The 21,610-nt window shown below is 59.4% G+C and carries 22 protein-coding genes; all 22 read left to right on the top strand.

Going from position 1 to position 21,610, the window contains the following annotated elements; translation table 11 throughout:
* The 22 genes from BVH74_RS18630 to BVH74_RS18850 all read left to right on the top strand — a co-directional run bounded on the left by BVH74_RS18630 (position 1) and on the right by BVH74_RS18850 (position 21,458).
* A complete protein-coding gene (locus BVH74_RS18630) occupies positions 1–348 on the top strand; it encodes a hypothetical protein (RefSeq protein WP_080051551.1) in 348 nt (115 codons plus the stop codon).
* A gap of 23 nt (positions 349–371) precedes the next feature.
* Positions 372–785: a hypothetical protein gene (locus BVH74_RS18625; RefSeq protein ID WP_080051550.1), complete on the top strand. Its 414-nt coding sequence runs from the start codon at positions 372–374 to the stop codon at positions 783–785.
* Between the two features lie 345 nt (positions 786–1,130).
* On the top strand, positions 1,131–1,505 hold the full coding sequence (locus BVH74_RS18620; protein ID WP_177344561.1) for a hypothetical protein: 375 nt from the start codon (positions 1,131–1,133) through the stop codon (positions 1,503–1,505).
* Positions 1,505–2,245: a hypothetical protein gene (locus BVH74_RS18615; RefSeq protein WP_080051549.1), complete on the top strand. Its 741-nt coding sequence runs from the start codon at positions 1,505–1,507 to the stop codon at positions 2,243–2,245. Before BVH74_RS18620 ends, BVH74_RS18615 begins: the two co-directional genes overlap by 1 nt.
* 135 nt (positions 2,246–2,380) lie before the next feature.
* Complete coding sequence (locus BVH74_RS18610; protein ID WP_080051548.1) at positions 2,381–2,908, top strand: DUF1441 family protein; 528 nt, start codon at positions 2,381–2,383, stop codon at positions 2,906–2,908.
* Entirely contained in the window at positions 2,826–4,841 is a 2,016-nt protein-coding gene (locus BVH74_RS18605) for a phage terminase large subunit family protein (protein WP_373279468.1), read from the top strand. Before BVH74_RS18610 ends, BVH74_RS18605 begins: the two co-directional genes overlap by 83 nt.
* Before the next feature lie 8 nt (positions 4,842–4,849).
* Positions 4,850–5,065 (top strand): hypothetical protein, encoded by a 216-nt coding sequence (locus BVH74_RS18600; protein ID WP_080051546.1) that lies wholly within the window; start codon positions 4,850–4,852, stop codon positions 5,063–5,065.
* Between the two features lie 2 nt (positions 5,066–5,067).
* Positions 5,068–6,672: a phage portal protein gene (locus BVH74_RS18595; protein ID WP_080051545.1), complete on the top strand. Its 1,605-nt coding sequence runs from the start codon at positions 5,068–5,070 to the stop codon at positions 6,670–6,672.
* Positions 6,673–6,677: 5 nt separating this feature from the next.
* Positions 6,678–7,892: a S49 family peptidase gene (locus BVH74_RS18590; RefSeq protein WP_080051544.1), complete on the top strand. Its 1,215-nt coding sequence runs from the start codon at positions 6,678–6,680 to the stop codon at positions 7,890–7,892.
* Positions 7,893–7,903: 11 nt separating this feature from the next.
* Positions 7,904–8,254: a head decoration protein gene (locus BVH74_RS18585; protein WP_080051543.1), complete on the top strand. Its 351-nt coding sequence runs from the start codon at positions 7,904–7,906 to the stop codon at positions 8,252–8,254.
* Between the two features lie 14 nt (positions 8,255–8,268).
* A complete protein-coding gene (locus BVH74_RS18580; protein ID WP_080051542.1) occupies positions 8,269–9,297 on the top strand; it encodes a major capsid protein in 1,029 nt (342 codons plus the stop codon).
* 1 nt (position 9,298) lies between these two features.
* Positions 9,299–9,523 carry a hypothetical protein gene (locus BVH74_RS18575; protein ID WP_080051541.1) on the top strand — a complete coding sequence of 75 codons (225 nt, stop codon included), beginning with the start codon at positions 9,299–9,301 and terminating at the stop codon, positions 9,521–9,523.
* Positions 9,524–9,526: 3 nt separating this feature from the next.
* Complete coding sequence (locus BVH74_RS18570) at positions 9,527–9,868, top strand: hypothetical protein (RefSeq protein WP_155121747.1); 342 nt, start codon at positions 9,527–9,529, stop codon at positions 9,866–9,868.
* Position 9,869: 1 nt separating this feature from the next.
* Complete coding sequence (locus BVH74_RS18565; protein ID WP_080051539.1) at positions 9,870–10,316, top strand: hypothetical protein; 447 nt, start codon at positions 9,870–9,872, stop codon at positions 10,314–10,316.
* Positions 10,317–10,343: 27 nt separating this feature from the next.
* Complete coding sequence (locus BVH74_RS18560) at positions 10,344–11,369, top strand: hypothetical protein (RefSeq protein WP_080051538.1); 1,026 nt, start codon at positions 10,344–10,346, stop codon at positions 11,367–11,369.
* A gap of 60 nt (positions 11,370–11,429) precedes the next feature.
* Positions 11,430–12,116: a DUF2939 domain-containing protein gene (locus tag BVH74_RS18555; RefSeq protein ID WP_080051537.1), complete on the top strand. Its 687-nt coding sequence runs from the start codon at positions 11,430–11,432 to the stop codon at positions 12,114–12,116.
* Positions 12,117–12,196: 80 nt separating this feature from the next.
* The gene (locus BVH74_RS18550) at positions 12,197–15,493 is read left to right on the top strand and encodes a phage tail length tape measure family protein (protein ID WP_080051536.1); all 3,297 of its coding nucleotides are present in this window, start codon (positions 12,197–12,199) and stop codon (positions 15,491–15,493) included.
* Positions 15,493–15,918 carry a hypothetical protein gene (locus BVH74_RS18545; RefSeq protein ID WP_231705547.1) on the top strand — a complete coding sequence of 142 codons (426 nt, stop codon included), beginning with the start codon at positions 15,493–15,495 and terminating at the stop codon, positions 15,916–15,918. Before BVH74_RS18550 ends, BVH74_RS18545 begins: the two co-directional genes overlap by 1 nt.
* Positions 15,919–15,980: 62 nt before the next feature.
* Positions 15,981–16,820: a DUF2971 domain-containing protein gene (locus BVH74_RS18540; RefSeq protein ID WP_080051535.1), complete on the top strand. Its 840-nt coding sequence runs from the start codon at positions 15,981–15,983 to the stop codon at positions 16,818–16,820.
* A gap of 57 nt (positions 16,821–16,877) precedes the next feature.
* The gene (locus tag BVH74_RS18895; RefSeq protein ID WP_177344560.1) at positions 16,878–18,884 is read left to right on the top strand and encodes a hypothetical protein; all 2,007 of its coding nucleotides are present in this window, start codon (positions 16,878–16,880) and stop codon (positions 18,882–18,884) included.
* A gap of 1 nt (position 18,885) precedes the next feature.
* Positions 18,886–20,457, top strand: coding sequence for a hypothetical protein (locus tag BVH74_RS18890; RefSeq protein ID WP_177344559.1), 1,572 nt, complete (start codon positions 18,886–18,888; stop codon positions 20,455–20,457).
* Positions 20,457–21,458, top strand: coding sequence for a hypothetical protein (locus BVH74_RS18850; RefSeq protein ID WP_155121746.1), 1,002 nt, complete (start codon positions 20,457–20,459; stop codon positions 21,456–21,458). Before BVH74_RS18890 ends, BVH74_RS18850 begins: the two co-directional genes overlap by 1 nt.
* Positions 21,459–21,610: the final 152 nt, after the last annotated feature.

Raw genomic sequence — 21,610 nt, 5'->3', positions numbered from 1 at the left:
ATGGCGGTTTATCGAGTTGAGAAGGGCGAGTGGACCAAGGTGGCTGTTGATCTGGCCGAGCTGATCGAATGGCCTGATGGCGCCGATATGGATGCCGTACTGAATGGTGAGGAGTTCTATCGTTGGGATGGCGTTAGCAACGTTTACGATGTGTATCAGCGGATCAGCCCGGCTACTGACGGGCCGTTTGCAGGTGTGCGGTATCTTTTCACGTTGCTGGGTGAGGGTGATCTGGCTGAGGACATTCTGGTTGGTGAGTGGCTGCCGGATTACCTTCACGTTCTGGAGCGCCTTGAGGTTCTGCAGCGTCGTGACGCTGCTTTGCGGGCCTCTATGGATCATCTCTGATCTGAACCAATCGGGAGGCTTCTATGATTGAGAGAGTCGAAAAGGCGCTGATTGCATGGGGTGAGCAGTATCGCCGGCGCGGCACTGTCGCGGCGCTGCCGTGCGTGCTGGGCACGTTGATCGATAATGGCGGCGAGATCATTCGTAGTACTGGCGGGGCGAGCGGTGTGGCGCTGTATGCCGGCGACATGGGGCTGATTGGCGAGGCTGTCGAGGCTGCGCTGGTCCAGGTGCGGCTCAATCATCCGCTGGGGGCTGAGCTGTCGAAGTTGGCCCGTGTGCGGTATCTGACCGACCCGATGCCATTGGTGGAGCACCAGCGGCGGCGCATGCGCTACAAGAGCGAGGATGTCTACCAAGACCGCCTGCACCGGCTGCATGAGACCCTGGAGCCATGCCTGATCAAGGCGCTGCCGTGGTTCAGGCGTTCAGCCTGATGACCGTTCGTCGGTTTGTTTTTGGCGCGTACACGGGTTCAACACACGTTCCACACACTACCGGCACAGGTGGCGATAATCCCCCCTTTACGCCATCCGGGGACAGGGGTAAAAAGGCGCTATCAGTTGAGTAGTGCGCCTGGAGCAAGCGCCTCTCGCTACCAAAGTTAAATCCCCGCCGGTTGGTAGGCCGGCACTCAAAACCCTGACTTCGGTCGGGGTTTTGTTTTTTCATCAGAGCGAAAGCGTTAGCCAAGCGCTTTGCCTTCCCGGCCTTGTGCCGGGTTTTTTATTCCCATCAGCCACCAGGGCGCTGCCCGGGATATCACTATGAGGATACGAGACATGAGCGAGCCGGCATCAAGCGCACTGGCCGGCATCGGCATTGCCAAAATCTTCGGCATCGTGTTTGGCGCAACGGCGGCAGCGGTGGTGGTCATGATCATGACCCGCCCGGCGACCAGGCATGAATGGGCGGTTGCGCTGATCTGTACTGTGATTGCCTCAATTTGCGGTGGGGCGCTGGTGATCCAGTGGCTGGAGCTGCACGCATGGGCCGAGACGTTCGAGGGGTTGATTGCCTTCGCGGGCATCTACTTCACCGCCGGCTTGCCCGCCTGGGTGCTGGTTCGCGGCTGGTTCGTGTTTGCTGCCCAGCGTGAGCATGCATCGATCACGGATATCGTGAAGGATATCCGCGACACAGTCGGGAAGAACTGATGTTCTCGGCAGGTCTGGCACTAACCGATCTGGATGATGCGCTGGCCGCCCTCAAGGCAATGGGGCGAGACGGTAATCGGGCCTTGGCCCTGGCTATCAACGAGATAGCCGGTGAAGGGGTCAAGGCTCTTCAGGCTGGGGCCCATTCGGCATTCGATAGGCCGACGCCGTTCACCCTGAATGCGTTCCGGGTTCAGTATGCGAAAGCATCAAGCCCTGAAGCTGCGATATGGGTTAAGGATGAGAAGGATGGCGCAGGTGGCCAGCAAGCCCCGGAGGCCTGGTTTGAGCCACAAGTCTACGGCGGTGCCCGGCGTGTGAAACGCTCTGAGTATCGTCTGCGGGAGATTGGCGCGCTGCCCTCTGACATGTTCATCGCCCCTGGGCCAGGCGCTCGATTGGATGCATACGGCAACCTGTCGCGTGGGCACATGCAGCAGATCATGTCAGGCCTTGGGGCAGACAATCCTATGGGCTCAACAATGGTGGCCACCCAAAGCAGGCGGTCCCTTGCGAAGGGTCACGCTAAGGCGTTCTTCGTTATCAAGCGGGGTAAGAAGCCGATAGGGATTGCTGAGCGGCGTGGCAAAAGCATGTCTGTGGTTTTGCTGTTTGTGCGGCAGCCCAGCTACTCACGCAGGTTCGACTTTCACAAGATCGTTCGGCAGGTTGCTGAGAATGATGCTCTGGCGGAGGCCGCAATTGATAGGGCGGTACTGAAGGTTGGGCGGTCTGGTTGAAATCTGCGCACTGGCACCAAGTTGGTGCGAGCGGGTCCTCCCTGGGCCCCCGGCCCCTACACGGGTAATTCGACTCGTGTTTTCGCTCTAGCTGAAATTTGGCTAGGGATGTCCGTCTTTTCAAGGTGTTAGCGCATGGGCAAGCAAGTCAATAAGGCTGAGCTCGGTGAGATTGTCGGCCGTGATGAGCGCACCCTGTCCCGCTGGCAGAACGCGGGCATGCCGGTGGTTGAGGTTGGGCTCGGTCGCGGCAATGAGAACGTGTACGACACTGCTGATGTGATCGAGTGGCTGGTGCAGGTCGCCGCTCTCAACGGCAAGCGGGAAACTGCCCGCGAGCGGCTGGACCGCATCAAGGGTGACCGCGAGGAACTGGCGCTTGCCCGCGAGCTGGAAGAGGTGGTGCTGGCCGAAGAACTGATCGAGCGCTTCGAGGCGATGATCACCGCTGCAAAAATCGAACTACTGAACACCTTGCCGGAGAACCTGGCGAGTGAACTTTCTGCCCGGTATGGCGTTGAAGTCGATGACCAACTGATACGCGATCCTATCGAGGCCATTCTCAGAGAGCTGGCGAACTATGACCCTGATGACGAAGACCCGTCAGACGGGGATCTTGACGAACCGGACGATCCGGAGGCTGCTGAAGAAGACGGCGACTAAGTCGCTGCGTCGAGCCTGTCGCAAATGGTCGCCGCCGCCTCGGATGAGCATCATTCAGTGGGCAATCAAGTATCGCTGGCTAGCGCCGGAAGAAGCGGCGCGTCCCGGCAAGTACCGGTTTGAAGTCACACCGCACCTAATTTGGCCAGGCGGGCCGCTGGAGGCGCTGGATGATCCTGCGGTTATGGAGATCGTTGGCCGTAAGTCGGCACAGGTAGCATGGACCAGCGGCGTGCTGGGCAATGCGCTGGGTAAGTGGATCGATATTGACCCATCCCCGGTGCTGGTGCTGTTCCCGAAGGCTGAGGCTGCAAAGCAGTACGTAGCGGAAAAGCTGGAGCCGATGATTGAGGCAACCCCTCGATTGCGGAAGAAGATCGATCTGCGCAGCCGCAAGCTGCAGCAGCGGCAGGACTTCAAAAAATTCCCCGGAGGCTTTCTCAAACTGGTCGGCTCCAACAGCCCGGCCAGCGTGAAGTCCACGCCGGTGCCGAGGGTGGCGGTCGAGGAACCAGACGACTGTAACCTGAACCTGCGCGGGCAGGGCGATAGCATCAAGTTGGCGAAGGAGCGCCTGAAAACCTTTCGGCGGTCAAAGATCATCATCGGGGGTACGCCAACGATCAAAGGGCTATCGGCAATCGATGCCGAGCTGGAGCTGTCCGACAAGCGCGTTGGCCTGGTGCCGTGCCACGAGTGCGGCCATGAGCATGCGCTTAGCTTTGATCACCTGCATTGCCCGGAGGATCCGGACTACCAGCATGAGGTTTACGGCAACCACAGGCCCGAGCTGACTTATTACGCCTGCCCGCATTGCGGCGCGCGCTGGGACGACAACCAGAAAAACGCGAACCTCAAGCGAGGGCGCTGGGAGGCCACCGCCGAGTTCCGTGGCATTGCCGGGTACATCCTCAACGAGCTGTACGCGACGTTCTACGGCTCGCGGTTTGAAGTGCTCATGGAGAAGAAGCTGCAGGCCGAGCACGCTGCAGCGCAGGGCAACATCGGTCCGATGATCGCTTATGTGAACAGCTCCAAGGGCGAGAGCTACGAATACCAGAGTGATGCACCGAAGACCGACGAGCTGGAGCGTCGGGCCGAGGCCTACGGTGAACTGACTGCTCCGAAAGGCGTGCTGCTGATCACGGTCGGTGTCGACGTTCAGCATGACCGTTTGGCGGTGCTGATGGTTGGCTGGGGGCGAGGTGAGGAATCCTGGCGTTTGTACTGGGGCGAACTGCACGGCAACCCGCTGGATGTAAAAGACCCGGTATGGGTTGAGCTGGACAAGCTGCTGGCCACACAGGTCAAGAGCGAGCACGGTTGCCAGATGGTGGTCAGTGCAGCGGGTATCGACTGCTCTGACGGTACGTCCAGCGACGCGGTGTACACCTACGTGCGCGCCCGCGCCCGCTTCAGCATCATGGCGGTGAAGGGTGCGTCGGTTGACAGCAGGGATCGAGAGATTTTTGTTAAGCCAGCCCCCACCGTCGATACCAACGCCACTAACACCAAGGCATCGAAGTACGGTCTGCGGCCATTCATCGTGGGTACCCATAAGGCCAAGACGCTGATTGATCAGCGTCTGCGCTTGAAAGGGGCTGGCCCAGGCAGGATGCACTGGTACAGCGACATTCGTAGTGACTACTACGAGCAGGTGACCAACGAGGTGCTGGCACCGCATCCGCGTAACCCCAGCAAGATGGTTTGGCAGAAAAAGGCAGGTCGGCGCAATGAGGCGCTGGACTGCGAGGTGTACGCCCTGCATGCAGCGCGGAGCCTGAAGACTCACATCATGCGTGATGCCGACTGGGACGCGCTTGAGCAGCAACTGCTGCAACCCAACTTATTCAATAGCGAAGAGCCTGTCGCGGCTGTACCCCGTAAAGCTGCCCGAGGCGGCGGACGCAGGGTGCGCGGTCGGGCGCACTGAGGTGAACCATGACCGATGCACAACAGCGCCTTGCAGACGTTCGAGCGTCGATCAAGGCCATCCTTGAGAAGGGGCAGCGCGTTCGCAAGGGTGACCGTGAAGTTCAGCGGGCAGAGCTGGCCAGCCTGCGGATGCTGGAGTCGCAGATTGCCCGCGAAGTGTCCGCTGAGCAGGCCGCACTGCGTGGTCGCGGGCGCAGTCGCATCACCTACGGGAAGATTTGATCATGGGTATCTTCAGGAAGTCTCCCGAGCAACTGCTCATGCAGGAGGCGATCAAGCTGGCCCGTCAGGTTGCCCAGCCCAAGATCAAAGCCCAGGGTGGTGGTGGCGGTAGCGAGACCCGCTGGCGTGGTGCATCGCGCATGTTACGCAGTATGGCCAGTTGGATTCCGGGGCTGGGAAGCCCGCGCCGGGACCTGGTAAGCAGCGAGCGCAGCATGCTGGTGTCGCGCTCGCGGGACGCCATGCGTAACCACCTGATCGCTAGGGCGGCAATCATGCGGCTGCGCACCAATGTGGTTGGTACCGGGCTGGTGTGCCGCGCTCAGGTTGATCACGAAGCGCTTGGCTTGAGCGAGGAAGAAGGCGATGCGCTGAATGCCGAGCTTGACCGAGTCTGGTCAATCTACGCGGATGACCCGCGCGAGTGCGATGCCGAGGCCACCCTCAACCACTACCAGTTGCAGGCCTTGGTGCTTGTGTCTGCGCTAGTTGGTGGTGACGTGCTGGTATCAACGCCGGATGAGGAGCGCACGGGTTGCGTATTCAGCACCCGGCTACAGCTGATCGAGACCGACCGGCTATGCAATCCCAGCCGTGGGCTGGACACAGCGAGAATTGTGGAGGGTGTGGAGTTCGATGCCCTTGGCGCGCCAGTACGGTATCACGTCTGCAGCGGCTACCCGAACGAGCTGACGCCGGGTGCCGTGCTGCGCTGGGACAAGCTTGAGGCGTTCGGCGCTATCACAGGCCGGCGGCGAGTGCTGCACGTAATGGCCGACAAAGAGCGGCCCGGCCAGAAGCGCGGCGCTCCGTATCTCGCACCGGTGCTGGAGCCGTTGCAGAAGCTGGAGCGCTACAGCAGTGCCGAGCTGATGGCCGCCGTTGTCTCGGCCATGTTCACAGTGTTCATCGAGAAAAGCGGCGACTTTGACGAAGACAAGATGAGCCTCTCCAGCCTTGTGAACGGTGGCGAGGGGGCGTCGACTGATGATGAAAGCAGCGGCGACATACAGCTGGGCGAGGGCGCCATCATCGACCTTGGCCGTGGTGAGAAAGCAACCACCGTCAACCCGGGGCGACCCAATGCACAGTTTGACCCGTTCTTCATGGCTGTCGTGAAGGAGATCGGCGCAGCGTTGGAGCTGCCCGCCGAAGAGATCCTGCTGTTCTACAGCTCAAGTTACAGCGCCGCCCGTGCTGCCATGCTACAGGCGTGGCGGTTCTACAGTCTGCGCCGGTGGTGGCTGACCTGCGACTTCTGTCAGCCCAGCCGTGAACTGATCATCGACGAAGCGGTGGCGCGTGGCTTGATCGATCTGCCGGGCTACGCCGACCCGATCAAGCGCAAGGCCTATTGTCAGGCGCTTTGGATTGGCCCGGCCCGGGGCGCTATCGACGAGCTCAAGGAAGCCAACGCTGCTGGCAAGCGGATTGAGATCGGCGTCAGCAACGAGACGCTGGAGACGGCGGCTATGACCGGCGAGCCCTGGCAACAGGTGTATCGCCAGCGAGCGCGTGAGATTGATCAGCGCCGCAAAGGTGGCAACTACCAGTTGCCCAAGGGTGCCCAGCCTGAGCCAGAAGCACCAAACACCAATCAGGAGTAAACCCCATGCCACGTGCATTTGAGCTGGCCGCGTCGCGGTCATGGCTGATGCTGCCTGACGCTTTGGATAACCTGATGGCAATCGCTGATCGTCAGGGTGAGCCGGAAGCGTTGGAGGCAAGGATCGGTAAGCCGCTGGAGAATGCCCACAGCGTTACGGTGCGGGATGGCATCGCGGTGATCCCGGTCACTGGCCCGATCATGCGCTACGCCAACCTGTTCACGCGTATCAGCGGTGCCACCAGCACGCAAGAGCTGGCGACTGATCTTCAAGTCGCGCTCGATGACCCGAAGATTAAGGGCATTGTGCTGAACATCGACAGCCCTGGTGGCGAGGCCAGCGGCATCAACGAACTGGCAGACATGATTTATGCGGCGCGTGAGCGCAAGCCAATCAAGGCTTATGGCGGCGGTTATGTCGCCAGCGGAGCCTACTGGCTGGCCAGCGCGGCTGGCGAATTGGTGGTTGATGACACAGCGCTGGTTGGCAGCATAGGCGTTGTTACCGAGGTGCTGATCCGCGACGCCAAGGAAGGCGAGAAGCGTTACACCATCACCAGCCAGAACGCCCCCAACAAAAGGCCTGACCTCTCAACGGAAGAGGGGCGTGCAGTGCTCAGCAAAACCATCGACTCCATGTCTGGCGTATTCGTTGCCAAGGTTGCTCGCAACCTGGGCGTTGATGTCGAGCGCATCCCTGAGATGGGCGACCACGGCGGTTTGCGAGTCGGCGCGGAGGCAGTAGACGCTGGGCTGGCGCACCGTTTGGGCTCGCTTGAGGGCCTGATTACCGAAATGGCCAAAGCGGCCGCAACCCCGAGGAAACTCACCATGACAACTGTAAAGACCACGGCGGAACTGCAGGCGGCGCTGGCTGCCGGTACCGACCCGAACACCATCCAGATTGCCGCCCTGGAAGCGGTCGACGAGAAGGCCATCACCGCCGATGCGGTCGCCGCAGAGCGTGCCCGTGTTAAGGGTATTCAGGCGCTTGCGGCTGCGGGCTTCGAGAAAGAAATCGAAGCCGCAATCGACGATGGCTCCAGTGTTGAAGCCACCGCCCTGCAGCTTTTCAAGGCCGCGCAGGATCGCGGCATCAGCCTGGCTGGCATCAAGGCTGATGCAACCCGCACCACCACCCAAACCCCGCCGGCGGAGAGCGAATCTGCTGAGCGGGCCGCCACTGCCAGCGCGATTGCCGCTGGTGCAAATCGTCGTTGACAGGAGGCCACATGGCTAACCCGATCCGTTCTACCTATGTACCGGTTCAGCTTGCTGCTGGCCATTTCCCCGTTGTCATGGAATCGGTGGTAATCGCTCAGGGCATGGTCCTGGCTGCCGGCGCCGTTCTGGGCAAGGTTACCGCCAGTGATGAGTATGTGCTGTCTCTGGCAGCCGCCGAAGATGGGTCCGAAACGCCGGATGTCATTCTGGCAGAGGCTGTCGACACCACCGAAGGTGCCGCGCCCGCGCCAGTGATGCTGACGGGTGAAGTACTTGCCGCCCAGCTGACGCTCGGTGCCGGCCACACCATCGCTAGCGTGAAGGCTGCGCTGCGTCCCCTTTCTCTGTTCATCCGCTGATAGGAGCACCACAGATGGATATTTTTGATACTCGCACCATGCTCGAGGCGGTCGAGCAGATGAAGACGCCGCGTCGGTTTCTGATGGCGACGTTCTTCAACGGCTCCAACCCGCGCACCTTCGGCACCAAGACCGTTGACATCGATATCGTCAAAGGCAAGCGCAAGATGGCGCCGTTCGTGCATCCGAAGCTGCCCGGTAGCGTATCGCTGGGTGAAGGCTACAGCAGCAGCACCTACGCGCCGCCGTATGTTCAACCCAAGCGCGAAACCACTGCTGACCTGATCCTCAAGCGGGCGGCTGGTGATTCGCCATACGCTGCCAAGTCGCCGGCGCAACGAGCTGCTGAAAAACTGGGCGAGGACCTGCGCGACCTGGATGACGAGATCATCCGTCGTGAAGAGTGGCAGTGCGCTCAGGCCCTGACTACTGGCCAGATTCGTGTGGTCGGCGAAGGTGTTGATGACACCATTGATTTCCTCATGGCCGCTGACCACAAGATCACTCTCACCACTGACAAGTGGAATGTTGATGGTTCGGATCCTATCGCCAACCTGCGCGCCTGGAAACGCAAAATCGCCAAGGATTCTGGCCGCACTGCCAACACTGCTGTGCTGAGCGCCGAAGCGGTTGCGGCCTTCCAGGCCAACGACATGGTGATGAAGCAACTCAACACCCGTCGCGTAGACATGGGCATGATCAAGCCGGAAGAGCTGCCGGACGGCGTGACCTATCTCGGCTACCTGAATGACCCGGGCCTGGACCTGTACGCCTACGACGAATGGTACCTGGACGATGAAGAAGTCGAGCAGCCGATGATTCCCGAGGGCGGCCTGATTCTCGGTGCCAGCAACACTCGCAATGCGATGCTGTACGGTGCAATTCAGGACCTGGAAGCAATCGAGAGCGGCATGGTAGAAGCTGCGCGCTTCCCGAAGAGCTGGGTCACTCCAGAGCCGTCTGTCCGTTGGCTGAAGCTGCAGAGCGCGCCCATGGCTGGCTTCCTTGAGCCGGACGCTTTCATCTACGCCAAGGTGGTGTGACGTGGCTGGCAAAGCGGCTAAGAAGCCGCAAGCCGAGCAAGGGCCTGATGCCGGAGCAACTGAGGCCCCGGCAGCCGCTGTAGGTTTTGTTGTCGTCTGGGGCTGCATTCAGGAGTCCGGCAAAACCTACATCGAGGGCGAGCCGTACCAGCCTCCAACCCCGGAGCTCGAAGAAGAGCTGCTGAAGCAAGGCATTATCGCCCGGGCCGGAACGGCGGAGGAATAAGCCGTGAGCGACTTCTCTGCTGCAATGGCCGACATGGACACCGCCCTGCTTGAAACGCTCAAGGATGGGCGAGTCGACTTCCTCACCGCTGCCGGATCGGTAGCGGTTGAGGGGCTTGATGCCATCGTTGATACGGATGTACAGCGGATCAACGAGGTTTCCGGGTTCGTTGACCGGGTGGTAACGGTCTGTGTCAGCAAAGCCGCGCTGGGTGCGTATGACCGCAAGGGCGGGGTGCGCAGTAACTCGATCGAGCCGGTCAAGTACCTGGTCGGTAAAAACTGGCATCTGGATGGCATTGCCAGTGACGACGGCGATCTGATCACTTTCTATCTGGTGCCCTGACATGCCAATACGCGACGTTCAATCGGAAGTCATCGAAGCCCTCAAGACCTTACTGGCGCCGGCTGGGCATGTTGAAGAGGGTGATGTGCGGACCATGTTCGATGATGAAGACACTGGGCTGCCGGACAGCTTAATCGTACTGCAGCCAGGAGACACCATCGAACTGGGCTTTGGTCAGGAGACCCCGCGCATGAAGAACAGTGTGCGCGAGCAGGTCACCATCAACATCGTTCCGGTCACTCGCAAACGGCAATACGCTGCTGAGCTTCGAACTTTGAGGCTGGCTGTGAAAGTGGCCACCGCCGGGAATAAGGCTGGTCTCGACTCCGTTCAGGGGGTGCAGCTTGTCTCATTTGCCGCGCAGCCGACAGTGTCGCCAGAGCAGGGCAGGCGCTGGGCGTTCCATGTCATGCCTCTGCAAGTCACCTATGTCCAGCCGCTCCAGTGAGCGGCTTTTTCTTTTCAGGAGTTCGCAATGATTCATGCACAAGATCGCTCGTTCATCGGCGTCGGCATGCTGTCGTCGAAAAACTATCAAGCGGCCAGCGGCCTGCTTGAGGTTGGTAACAGCCACTCGCTGGCGCTGCAGCACCCAACGGAGCAGCGCGCTCTGCCGAACTACCGCACCGGCATCGGCAACAACAACTCGAAGACTCGAGTAACCGCCGTGACCGGTTCGTACACCCTTCATGATGTGACCCCGGCCAACCTGGCGCATCACTTGAACGCGGTAATCCACAGTGTCGCTGCCGGTGAGGTTTCTGGTGAGTTGCAGCCTGTTGTCGGCCAGCCCCGTGAGTTGGTGGTGTTCAAGTACCTGGTTGATACCTCTCAGCCTGTGACGGTCACGCTGACACAGAAAACTGTGGCCAGCGAGGCCGCCATGGGTAATGCCGGTGACGGTCAAGTCTCAGGTCTGAGCGTCACTACTGCCGGCGTGGGTGCTTACACTGTCACGCTGACCAGTGAGACTGATTTCACCCTTACTGGCCCGGGAGATATCCAGATTGGTTCTGGCACGGTTGGCACTCCGTTTGTTGGTGGTGGCCTGGCGTTCACTGTGGCGGCTGGCAGCACCCCTTTTGCAGAGGATGACGCATTTACCATCACTGTGAGTGAGTCGGCGGCCAGTGCCGGCGAAGTGGGTACTGATTACATCGTCACCCCTTACGGCATCCAGCTGACCGAAAACACCAGCATGTCGCCGGGTACTCTGACCGTGGGTTACACCCGTCTGGCGGCTGATGTCAGTGAGGTGTTAGCTCAGGCAACGCAGGGTGAGAAGACACTGCACTTTGCCGGCATGAACGATGCCCAGGATGGCGAGGTGTATGACGTAACTATTCACCGCGTGAAGATCAACATCATTCAGGAGCTGCCGGTCAGCAGCACTGACTACGCGGCTCTGGCTGTAACCTTCGAGGCGTTGCAGGACGTGACCCGCGTAGGGCAGGGGCTCTCGCAGTTCTACACCATGCGGCAGGTCAAGCGCGCCGCCTGATCTGGCACTGTGCCACAACCTGGGGTAAGGTTTCCTTCTCAATAATGGGAGGGAAACCCTATGAACCAGTGTCCGGCTTGCAACTATGAACTGACGATGGCTGAGCAGGCATCCAGCCAAGGCAAGTGCCCAAACTGCGATGTCTACTTTGCCAAGGTTCTTGCTCGGCAGCAGCAAGCAGCCCCAGTAAGCAAGCGCGCCCGCGTAAAAACAGGCAAAGGCAAGTTGGCTTATCTGGGGGTAGGGTTGGCAGTGGTTTTTGCCGGCTATATCTATGCGTCTCCATATCTGGCAGTTAACAGTCTGAAAGCAGCGACCGAGGCTCGTAATGCGCCGGAAATGTCGGAGTACATTGACTTCCCATCTGTTCGCCAGAATCTCAAGGAACAAATGACTGCCAGCATCATGGTTGAGGCTGGCAGGGAACTGGGAGACAACCCGTTTGCAGCAATGGGTATGGCCTTGGCTACCACAATGATTGACGGTTTGCTGGAGGGGATGGTTACCCCTTCGGGGCTTGCTGCATTGATGGCTGGTGAGTCGCCCGGAGGCTCTGCAAGCACCAGTCAAGACGGCTCATCGCGGTCAGTTAAAGAGCCTTTCGCTGATGCCTCGATGGGGTATCGGGGCTTGAATCGCTTTGTTGTTGTGGTACCGAATGAGGCCGGCGAGGTTGCAGACTTTGTTTTCCGTCGATCTGGACTTGTTGGCTGGAAACTGACCGAGCTGCATGTTCCTGTTAAATAGGTAGGCATTGTGGCCGATTGGCCAATCTAACTTTCACAACCCCGCCCCGGCGGGGTTTTTTATTGCCTGGAACAAACCCCATGAGCATCAAAGACCGCCTGATTCAGTTCGTGTTTCGTGGCAAGGATGATCTGTCGCCAGAGGCGCGCAAGATTGCCGAGGCGCTGGAGAAGGTCCGCAAGGAAGGCGAGTCCGTCCGTGAGGAACTGGACCGGGCGAAAGATGCCCAGGGGCTGGCCATTGCGTTCCGGACCACCAGCGAGGCAGCAGAGCGCGCCCAGGCAACCCTGGATCGCACCGAGAAGCGGGTTGAGGATCTGCGCAGCGAGTTGGATAGAGCGCCTGATAGCAAGGGGCTGGCAACGTCACTGCGTGAAGCTGAGCGCGAAGCCAGCAAGGCCGCCCGTGAGCTGGACAAGCTGACGGTTGCCACCAAGCAGGCCGAGGAAGCCGCCCGTGGTGCGGGAATTGATACCCGCAACCTGGCAGACGAAGAACGGCGCTTGAGTGGCGAAGTAGAGAAGTCCCGGCGGGCGTCTGAGGACAATTCCCGCCAGTTGCGCGACCTGGAGCGACAGCAGCGCGCAGCAGCAAGGGCAACACAAGAACACCGGTCCCGGGTTGATGCTGCCCGTGCTTCGATGGCCTCGGCGGGGAAAACCATCATTGCCTACGCTGCGGCGTATGTTTCGTTGTCCGGTGCTATGCGTCTGGTGCGCCGGGGTTATGACTTGCTGCGCGAAGGGGTGCGCAGCGTCATTGCTGAGAGCAGCAATCAGGAGCAATCTCTGGCCCAGCTCCAGGCGGCACTTGAGGCGACAGGCAGCGCAGCGGGTTTTACGGCAGACGAACTGCTCAGGATGGCAGATGAGCTGGAGCGTAACAGCCTGTTCACGGGTGAGCAGATAGTTGATGCGCAGACCCGGCTGCTGTCCTACACCGATATCGTTGGCGAGCAGTTCCCCAAGGCATTGCAGATTGCGATTGATCAGGCGCAGCGCCTGGGTATCAGCGTTGAGTCGTCTGCTGAAACCGTGGGCAAGGCGTTACAGAGCCCGTCCAGAGCTATGGAAGCGCTGGGGCGGCAGGGCTTCAAGCTCGAAGCTGGGCAAGACCGTTTGCTCAAGCGCCTGGAGGCCACCGGCAAGATGGCCGAGGCCCAGGCCATCATCATGGATATGCTCACTGAGTCCTATGGTGGCGCCGCTGCTGCGGCCCGGGTGGGCACCATTGAGGGGTTGTGGAAGAACCTGACCGACCGGCTCGGCGAGTTCTACAAGATGGTCGGCAACGCCGGGATGATCGACTACCTCAAGGGGCGGTTAGAGGCGGTTGGCGACTACATTGCCGAAATGGCCACGGATGGCCGGCTGCAGCGCCTTGCCGAGGCGCTTTCAAATGCCTTTATCCAGGGTGCCGAGAAGGTCCAAGAGTTCATCGTCAAGCTCGGCAATATCGACTTCAACACGCTGACGGATGATGCATCGACCTGGCTTAACGACTTCGGTAACAAGCTGGAAGACGCCATGCTGCGGATCCAGCTTTTTCTGGCTCCATTCAGAACGCTGTTCAATGGATTGACGGCGGGCGTCAGCACGGTTGGCGCGGCAGTGACTGGCCTGTGGGGGCTGGTCCTGAGAGGGATTGAGGAAATAGCCGAGCGCATTCCGGACATCTTCGGCGGCGAGAAGATCCACGCCGGAGTAAAGAGTGCGCGTGAAGCACTGGATGCGCTGCGTGATGGCTTCGTTGACCAGATTGAGCAGGACGGTAGGGACATCCGTAATGCCTGGGACACAACCTGGGCTTACGCCAACAAAGCCAATAAGGGCATCAAAGACGCCGCCGCCGAGGCCTCTGCCGATACCGTTGACCAGTGGGATGCAGCGGTTAATGAGGTAGTGGCCAAGCAGGAAGAGCTGGCCCAGCAACTGCTGCAAACCTTCCTTGCCGGTACAAACCAGATCCAGAGTATGGCTGAGGCGCTGTCGCTGATCGACACCGCCAAGACCATTGAGCAATACAAGGGCCTGCGTGAGGCGCTGCTGGCAGCCTATCAGGATGGCAAGCTCAGCCAGGAGGAGTTCGCCCAGAGCCTGAACCTGCTGGCCGAGGGCATTCAGGAATTGGGTGGCGAGTCCGAGCAAACGGCCCGCCGGCTCGAGGATGTCATCAACGCGCTGGGTGATTTCAACGATGTTCAGCGGGCCATCAAGGACGCCAAGACTGACGTTGACATCAGCAAACTGCGCAGCGCAATCACCAAGCTGTATGAGGACGGGTCGCTAACCGCTAAGGAATACAACAAGGCGGTCAAGGAGCTGGAGCAGCAGCAGGCCAAACTTAAGGAGTCGACCGACGATCAGGCAGGCAGCCAGGACCAGCTGACCAAGAGTCTCGACGAGGCCACCCGGGCGATGCTGGATCAGGCCGAGGCGGCAAAAAAAGCTCAGGAAGAAGAGACCAAGGCCAGCCAGCAGCGCCGTGCCAACTGGTCTGATTTCTTTGGTGGGGTGTTGACTGAGGCGCGTTCATCGCTGGCAAACCTCAGTGAGGCCGCGCTGAGCGCCTTCGACTCGATGAAGCAGATCAACAACACTGATCTGTCATTTGACTTGAGCAGTGTCAAAGGGATTGAGGACGCAATCAAGCAGGTAAACGGCCAATTGGGCGAGCTGCATCGCAACCTGGCTGACGGGTTCCGCCAGAGCAACCCCTTTGCGCGGTTTGCCGATGAGACTCTGCTGGCCAGCAACCAGTTGCAGAAAAGCTATCTCGAGCAAAAGCTGCAGCTTGAGCAGCTGATGGCGTCCTATGAGAACGGTACTATCAGCCTGAGCAGCTTTCGGTCGGCTGCCCATGGCCTGAAGGCCACTCTCGACCTGCTGGATGCGTCCGACCTGAGTCGCCTGGACTCGGCCCTGGCCAGCGTCAAGCAGCGCATGGATGGGTTGGCTCAGAGCACCAAGAGCACGCTTGAAAGCCTGCAGGATGAACTGGACCGCCTGCAGGGGCGTGAGGACGAAATCGAGCGGCGGCGCATGGCCAACCGCCGCGCAGACCTGCAGATGCAATTGGCCGAGGCCCGAGCGTCGGGGGATAACCGCTCGATTCAGAACCTGCAGCAGGCAATCAGCATGCTGACCCGGATTGAGTCTGAGTCCGCCTTTGCCCGTGAACAGGCCGAGCGCGAAAAGCGGCGTGAGGTACAAGCCGCCGCCGCGCCTGGCGCTCCGGCAGCCCCGGCTCAGACTCAACCTACAACAGTGATCCGGCTGGAGTCGCAGGGTGGAGCTGTTGATGTGGCTGTGCCAGACGGCCAGGAGGCCGCATTGCTGAGCATTCTTGAGCAGGCCGGACTGAGGACTATCAACTGATGCCGCTGATACTTGATGACATTGACCTGTCTGCTGACCCGGCCCTGGGCGGCGATCAAATGGAGTGGGTGGATGAATGGGACTGGAACCCCGTTGAGCAAACCCAAGAGCGCAGCTTGACCGGTGCGATGGTGATTCAGGAGGGCGGCAAGCTGTACGGCCGCCCGATTACCCTGCAGAGCAACGGTGGCGCCTGGTTCACGCTGGATACAGTTCGGGCGCTGGAGGCCAAGCGGGGTGCCCTTGGAGCGGTTATGCTCCTGACCTTGCCCCGTGGTGATCAGCACTTCGTCACCTGGAATCGGGTGGGTGGCGCACCAGTGCAGGCCCGCCCGATTTTCCGGTGTGTTGACCCGGCAGACACCGAGTATGAACTCACCCTGCGACTGATCACCGTGGCCCCGCCGCCAGAGCCGGAGGACTAGTCTGAAAGCTTGATTTTGTCGCGGCTGTGGTTGATCTTGAGGTTTTCTACTGGGGCAATCGAATGGCTGAACGCTTCTATCACTACACTACCCCGCAGGCTTTCTTCAGCATTATTCAGTCAAAGCACCTGTGGATGCGTGATGTTCGTCAGATGAATGATCATCGCGAGCTGCATGTAGGGCGTGAGTTTATCTCTGATGCTTTGGCTGATGACAGATTTGGGTATGAGTTTGTTGAGCGGATGGACGAGCACTCTGCGGAGCATGAGTACTATGTTTCATGCTTTAGCGAGAACGGGGACCAGCTATCGCAGTGGCGAGGTTATGCGGGCGATGGAACAGGGGTCTGTTTGGGATTTGAGGTAGATCGAGAGAGCCTATCTGAGATTTTCCAGTTCAGGGAGGTTGTGTATTACGACAAAGGGGCGGCTGACTCAAGGGTTGGGTCGCTAATGCAGAACCTTGCCCGGCGGTACGGGCCGATAATTAACCAGATGGTCCGCTCTGATATATTGGAACGGCCAGAAGTCGAAAACGATTTCATCAGGATGTTGGCTGAAATCAAGGGTGAGCTGGCTAGTTATAAGGGCGTCGGATTTAAAGAAGAAAAAGAGTGGCGGGTCATTTATAGCCCGACTAGTCGCATGTATAGGCTGAACTCTCAAGGTCCTTTTTTCGTTGATCAGATGTACCAGCTTGAGTTCGAGTTTGCCGTGTTGGGCTCTATGCTCTGTAAGTGCTTCAGGTTGCCACTCTGTGGTGAGCTGGCATTTATGCGTTTGGTTGAGGTCAGGAAGGGGCCAAAATGCACCTTCATTCCTGAGGATATTGCTGAGCTTGTGCGGATATCAGGACTTAATGATGATGTCGAGATCACAGACTCAAAGATAAGTTATCGATAGTGAAACAACTCTTCAAAACCCGCTGCGTGCGGGTTTTTTTATGCCCGGAGAAAATGCATGACCATCAACGTCGATGACGTAAAACTGCTGAAATCCCAGCGCCTGACAGATGAAGAAGATGGCGGCGGGCGGGCCACCGGTGAGGCGGTGATCGATGGGGAGATGAACAACCTGTTCCCCGATATCAGCCGCCTGGACAGAACGCTGGGCCGTATCAGCCTGCGCAAGGCGTTTGCCGGTGTGCTGACCGATAATGCTGACCCCTATCTGGGGGCGCATTCGATTGTCACCCAGGCACCAGAGGATCCCCGTGTCAGTGTGCTGTTGTTCAACTCCAACAGCCAGACCGACGAACGCCGCGATGCCCGGTCGGTTATCGAAGGCTACGTGGTGCCCAGCACTACCGCTCAGTTTGAGTTGCTGGGCGATCAGTTCGCCGGGCAGCGGGCGATCACGGCCATTCAGCGAGTTGAAGCGCGGGTGCCGGAGGTGGGTGAGGTGTACCAGTTGGTGGCCGGTAACGATTCCCAGTATGTCCGGGTTCAGGCAGTGGACCCGACTATCGAGGAGTTTATCTACGACTACGGCAACGGCAACTTCATAAACTTCACCCGGCGGCGGCTGGCGATCAGCATCAGTGCGCCGCTGCTGCGCCGGTTCGCTGGCGGGCAGGCGGTGCCCACAGGAACAACCGCCACCAACCTGTCTGGCGAGGCCAAAACCCTGGTGCTGGCCACACAGGTGGCTGACGCGGCCCGTTACTTTGGCCTGAGCCCGCTGGCCCAGGCAATCACCGCCGGGGATATGTCGATCAATGTCAGCTCGGTGTATGCCCAACTGGTGCCCAGTACCATGCGTGAGAGCGCTCTGATAGATCAGCTGGGCGGTGCTCGCCGGCGCTTTGTTGTGCCGGCCAGCCCCAATACCCGAACGCTAACCCTGGTATTTGCTCAGGTGGTTGCCGGCCATAGCCGGGCATTCGTCACCACTCCGGCCGCATTGAGCAGCCTGTCGCTGAGCATTGGCGGCGGGGTGTATGCCGATGACGGGCAGGGTGAGCTGACGTGGCGCAGCGGCAGCAATGCCTTCACCCGCATTACTGTCGACTACGAAACCGGCGAGATCAACGCCTGGCGCCCAACCACCTTTACTGGCAATGCCACGCTGACCTACCGCCCGGCGGCAGCGATCACCGGCCAGTCTGTGACGGGTGAGATTGACATCACACTGGGTAACCGGGGCTTTGCCTACACCCTGGCCCTGGCTAACGCCGTGCCCAGGCCTGGCACGTTGTCTGTCAGCTACATGGCGCTCGGCAAGTGGTATGAGCTGCGCGACCTGGGTGCTGGCGAGCTTGTGGGCGAGGGTAGTGGCAGCGTGGACTTTGCCACCGGGTCGGCCATTGTCAGTCTGAATGCGCTGCCTGATGTGGGCACCAGTCTGATTTACAGCTACGTAAGCCAGATTGACGACAACCTGCAAACCCATGTTGGGGTGGGGGCTGTGCCGCGTATTCGGATTGAGCACCAACTGCCGCATGGCGGCATTGAGCCTGGAAGCGTGACCGTAACCACCCTGCAGGGCGGTGTTAGTAAAACGCTGCTGGACAACGGGGCGGGCGAGCTGGATGGGGCCGGTGGTACCGGCACTATCAGTTACGCCAGTGGCCGGTTGGTGCTGTTCCTGGCTGCCACACCGGATACGGGCAGCACTATCTCATTCGCGTATGAGCAGGCCGCGTTCGATGTCGACACGCCCATGACGGCAACACCTGACACCGGCGGAATAGTGAGCGGGGTGATTCCTGGTGCGCCACTGCAGCCTGGTACGGTGCAGATTCGCTGGCAGAGCCAGCGCAAAGCGCTGGTGCCATCGGAGGTTCCGGGTTCTGGCTCGTTCACGGGCATTCAGGTTGTTGACCACGAGGCCAACGACGATGGCGCCGGCAACTGGCGCGGTTATACCGGCAGCATCAACTACACCTCCGGAGCGTTCAGCCTGCGCGTTGAGCAGCTTTACGATTATCTGGAGCACGAAATCCAGTACGACTTGATTGAGGTCTGACATGGGAATAGTTGCAGGCAAACGCTATGAAAGTCGCCCGCGCACAGTAACGACCACAGTGCCCCGGCAGGAGGTGTTCGGCGGCACGTTGATGATCCGAGCGCAGGCGGCGGGTGCTGTTTACGATCAGCAAGCTGACTCTGTCGTTGCGCCGCCGCTTGAGATTGAGCTGCTGCCGGGCGTAGCAAACCCCATTGTGCCGGGCAGCCTGATTTTTCAGTGGGCTGGTGAGACCTATACCGACCGGGCCGGGGTGCTGTTCCGTGGCATCAGCACCTCAACCAATGCCGGGGTTGCTGTGGGTACGGTTGATTACGCCAGCCGTATCGCCACGCTGACAACCTACCCGGCCGGCCAGTCGGGGGCTGTTACGCGCCTGGCCTGCTTGACCACCAGTGCGGGATTCAGCACCACTGAGGCTGTGTTTCGTACACCGGGCGCGCCGCTGCGGCCAGCCAGCGTGCAGGTTACGGCGGTACGGGCGGATACCTCGGCTATTGTGACCGCATCGGCGGACCTCAACGGCAACATTGCCGGCGGCATCATTAACGGCAACGTGGATATCAATGCGGGCATTGTGCGTTTGCGCTTCACGACAGATCCGGATGATGTAACTGGTGCCGCCAGCGTGCCGGTTATTGCGGCCATGTTGACCTACAACACGGTAGTGCAGACCAGCCTGCCCATGTCTGCCGACTTGCTGGGTCTGGACCCGGTGCGCTTGCCGGCTGACGGGCGTGTGCCGATCTATCGTGAGGGCGATGTGCTGGTGATCCACCACACAGCGGCAACCGAGGTTACCCCGGTTGCCGGGGATACCGTGCAGCTTGATCGAGACCATCAGGCCGCGATAGAGGTGGCCGACAGCTTCGGTGTGCTCATGGACCCAGACCAGTACAGCGTTGACCGCGAGCTCGGCACGTTGACCTGGGCAAACCCGTTGCTGGTTGAAGACAGCGAAGGCAACCCTCTGTCGTTGCCGCTGTTCATCCGTGACCGCGTAGAGCACATGACCGTGTGTACTGAGGTGCAGATTACCGGGGCGCTCGGTATTGGCTCACCCATGCCCTGGGATTTACCCGTGGGCGAAACCAAGGTCAGTAGCGCGGTGACCTGGGGCGACCTGCAGGCCAGGGTATTCAGTTGGTTCACCCAGGCTACCTGGAATCAGGGCGCGCCGAACTGGGGTGACAGCCCGATAGGCAATAGCACAACGGCCAACTACAACCTACTGAACTACCCGGTGATCATCACCAACAAAGGCGCTATCGCTGGCAAGTGGGCGCTGGTGTTTACCTCGGCCACGTCATTCAACGTGGTTGAGGAAAAGCTGGGGGTGATCAGCACCGGCAACACCTCGACCGATTGCGCGCCGATTAACCCGGCAACCGGGGTGCCGTACTTTACCATCCGCGCCCAGGGCTGGGGCTCTGGTTGGGCGGCAGGCAATGCAGTGCGGTTCAACACGGACGCCTGCCTGGGGCCGGTCTGGATTGTGCGCACTGTGATCAGCGGGCAAGGCACGGTAGATGATGACAAGTTCAAGTTGCAGATCAGGGGGGATGCTGACTGATGAGTACGCCAAGGCTATATCACCGAGACCAGGCCGGGGCACCTTCGATCTCTTACGCTAATAACCGGGTTGCAGACTGGGCAGCGTTAACGCTTATTCTCAAGGCGTGCCTGATTGATGGGTATTCTGGCCGCCCTGCGGCTGGCTGGACTCTGGAGGACGAGGGTAGCGATTTTGTTGTTTTCAGGAATGGTTCGCAAAGTGGCTATTTCGCTCTAGTTCAGGAAGCCACCCAGGCGTCATTGGCAACTGTTTATTTGTTATATAGCTATTCGGGGATGTCGGGTGGGGTGCCGCAAGGGAGTGGTGTTAAATCAGGTACCGCTGCGGGCAACTCGCCGCCTCATAAATTTAATTTTGCCTACTTTGCAAGGGCCGCAGAGGCTTGCTCTTGGGCTTTAGTGGCTGACTCTCGGACCTTTATTATATCTATTGCATCGATCTCCATTACGTCACCTGCTGAGCTCGGGTTGGCGACTGGTGGGTATTCTGCGAGCTGTTCAACCCTTTATGTTGGCGAGGACAGCCTCGGCCAGTTCATAGCATGCGGTCATGATATGACGACAGGAACAGGTACTTCGGCAGGCGCCGCAAAATTTGATTTCAGCGGATTTACTGCGCTGCGTTATCCTGACACTGGGCTGCTTGTAGATTCGGCCAGTATTTCTGTGAGGACGCCTGGACTTGCTGTTGTTTCGGTTACAAATCCGGTTGAGGGTTTTTTTGTACTCGAGAACTGCCATCTTCAGCCTTTATCTTGGGGGTGTAATGGCGTGTATGGCGATTTTAGGGGGGTATGCACGGACTTCAGGATTGCTCTTATGTCCAAATCTGTTGCCGCTCAGATGCTGGGGTTTGGAGAGCCTCTTACCACTCGAAACTTTAATACTCCGATAAGCCTGGGGGATGAGTATGAGTATGTCGTGGCCTCGGGGAGTGGGAATAACTCAAGAGCCATGTTGCTGACAACAAACCCAGCATTTTGGGAATCATTGGGATGAGCACTCAAATTCAGTACCCTTACCAGGCCGATATTCCATCGTATGAAACCCCGCCCAAGATCCAGCTGCAATTCCGGATGCTGCGCGACGGGGAGGTAACCGAAAACCCAAAGCTGGTTCGCATTTACCGGAGTTGGGATACGGTTGGTAAG

This window comes from Halopseudomonas phragmitis (genome assembly GCF_002056295.1).
In the GTDB taxonomy this organism is placed as follows: Bacteria; Pseudomonadota; Gammaproteobacteria; order Pseudomonadales; family Pseudomonadaceae; genus Halopseudomonas; species Halopseudomonas phragmitis.
Note: the sequence above shows the minus strand (reverse complement) of the source record. Positions and strands in the feature narration are given on the sequence as shown.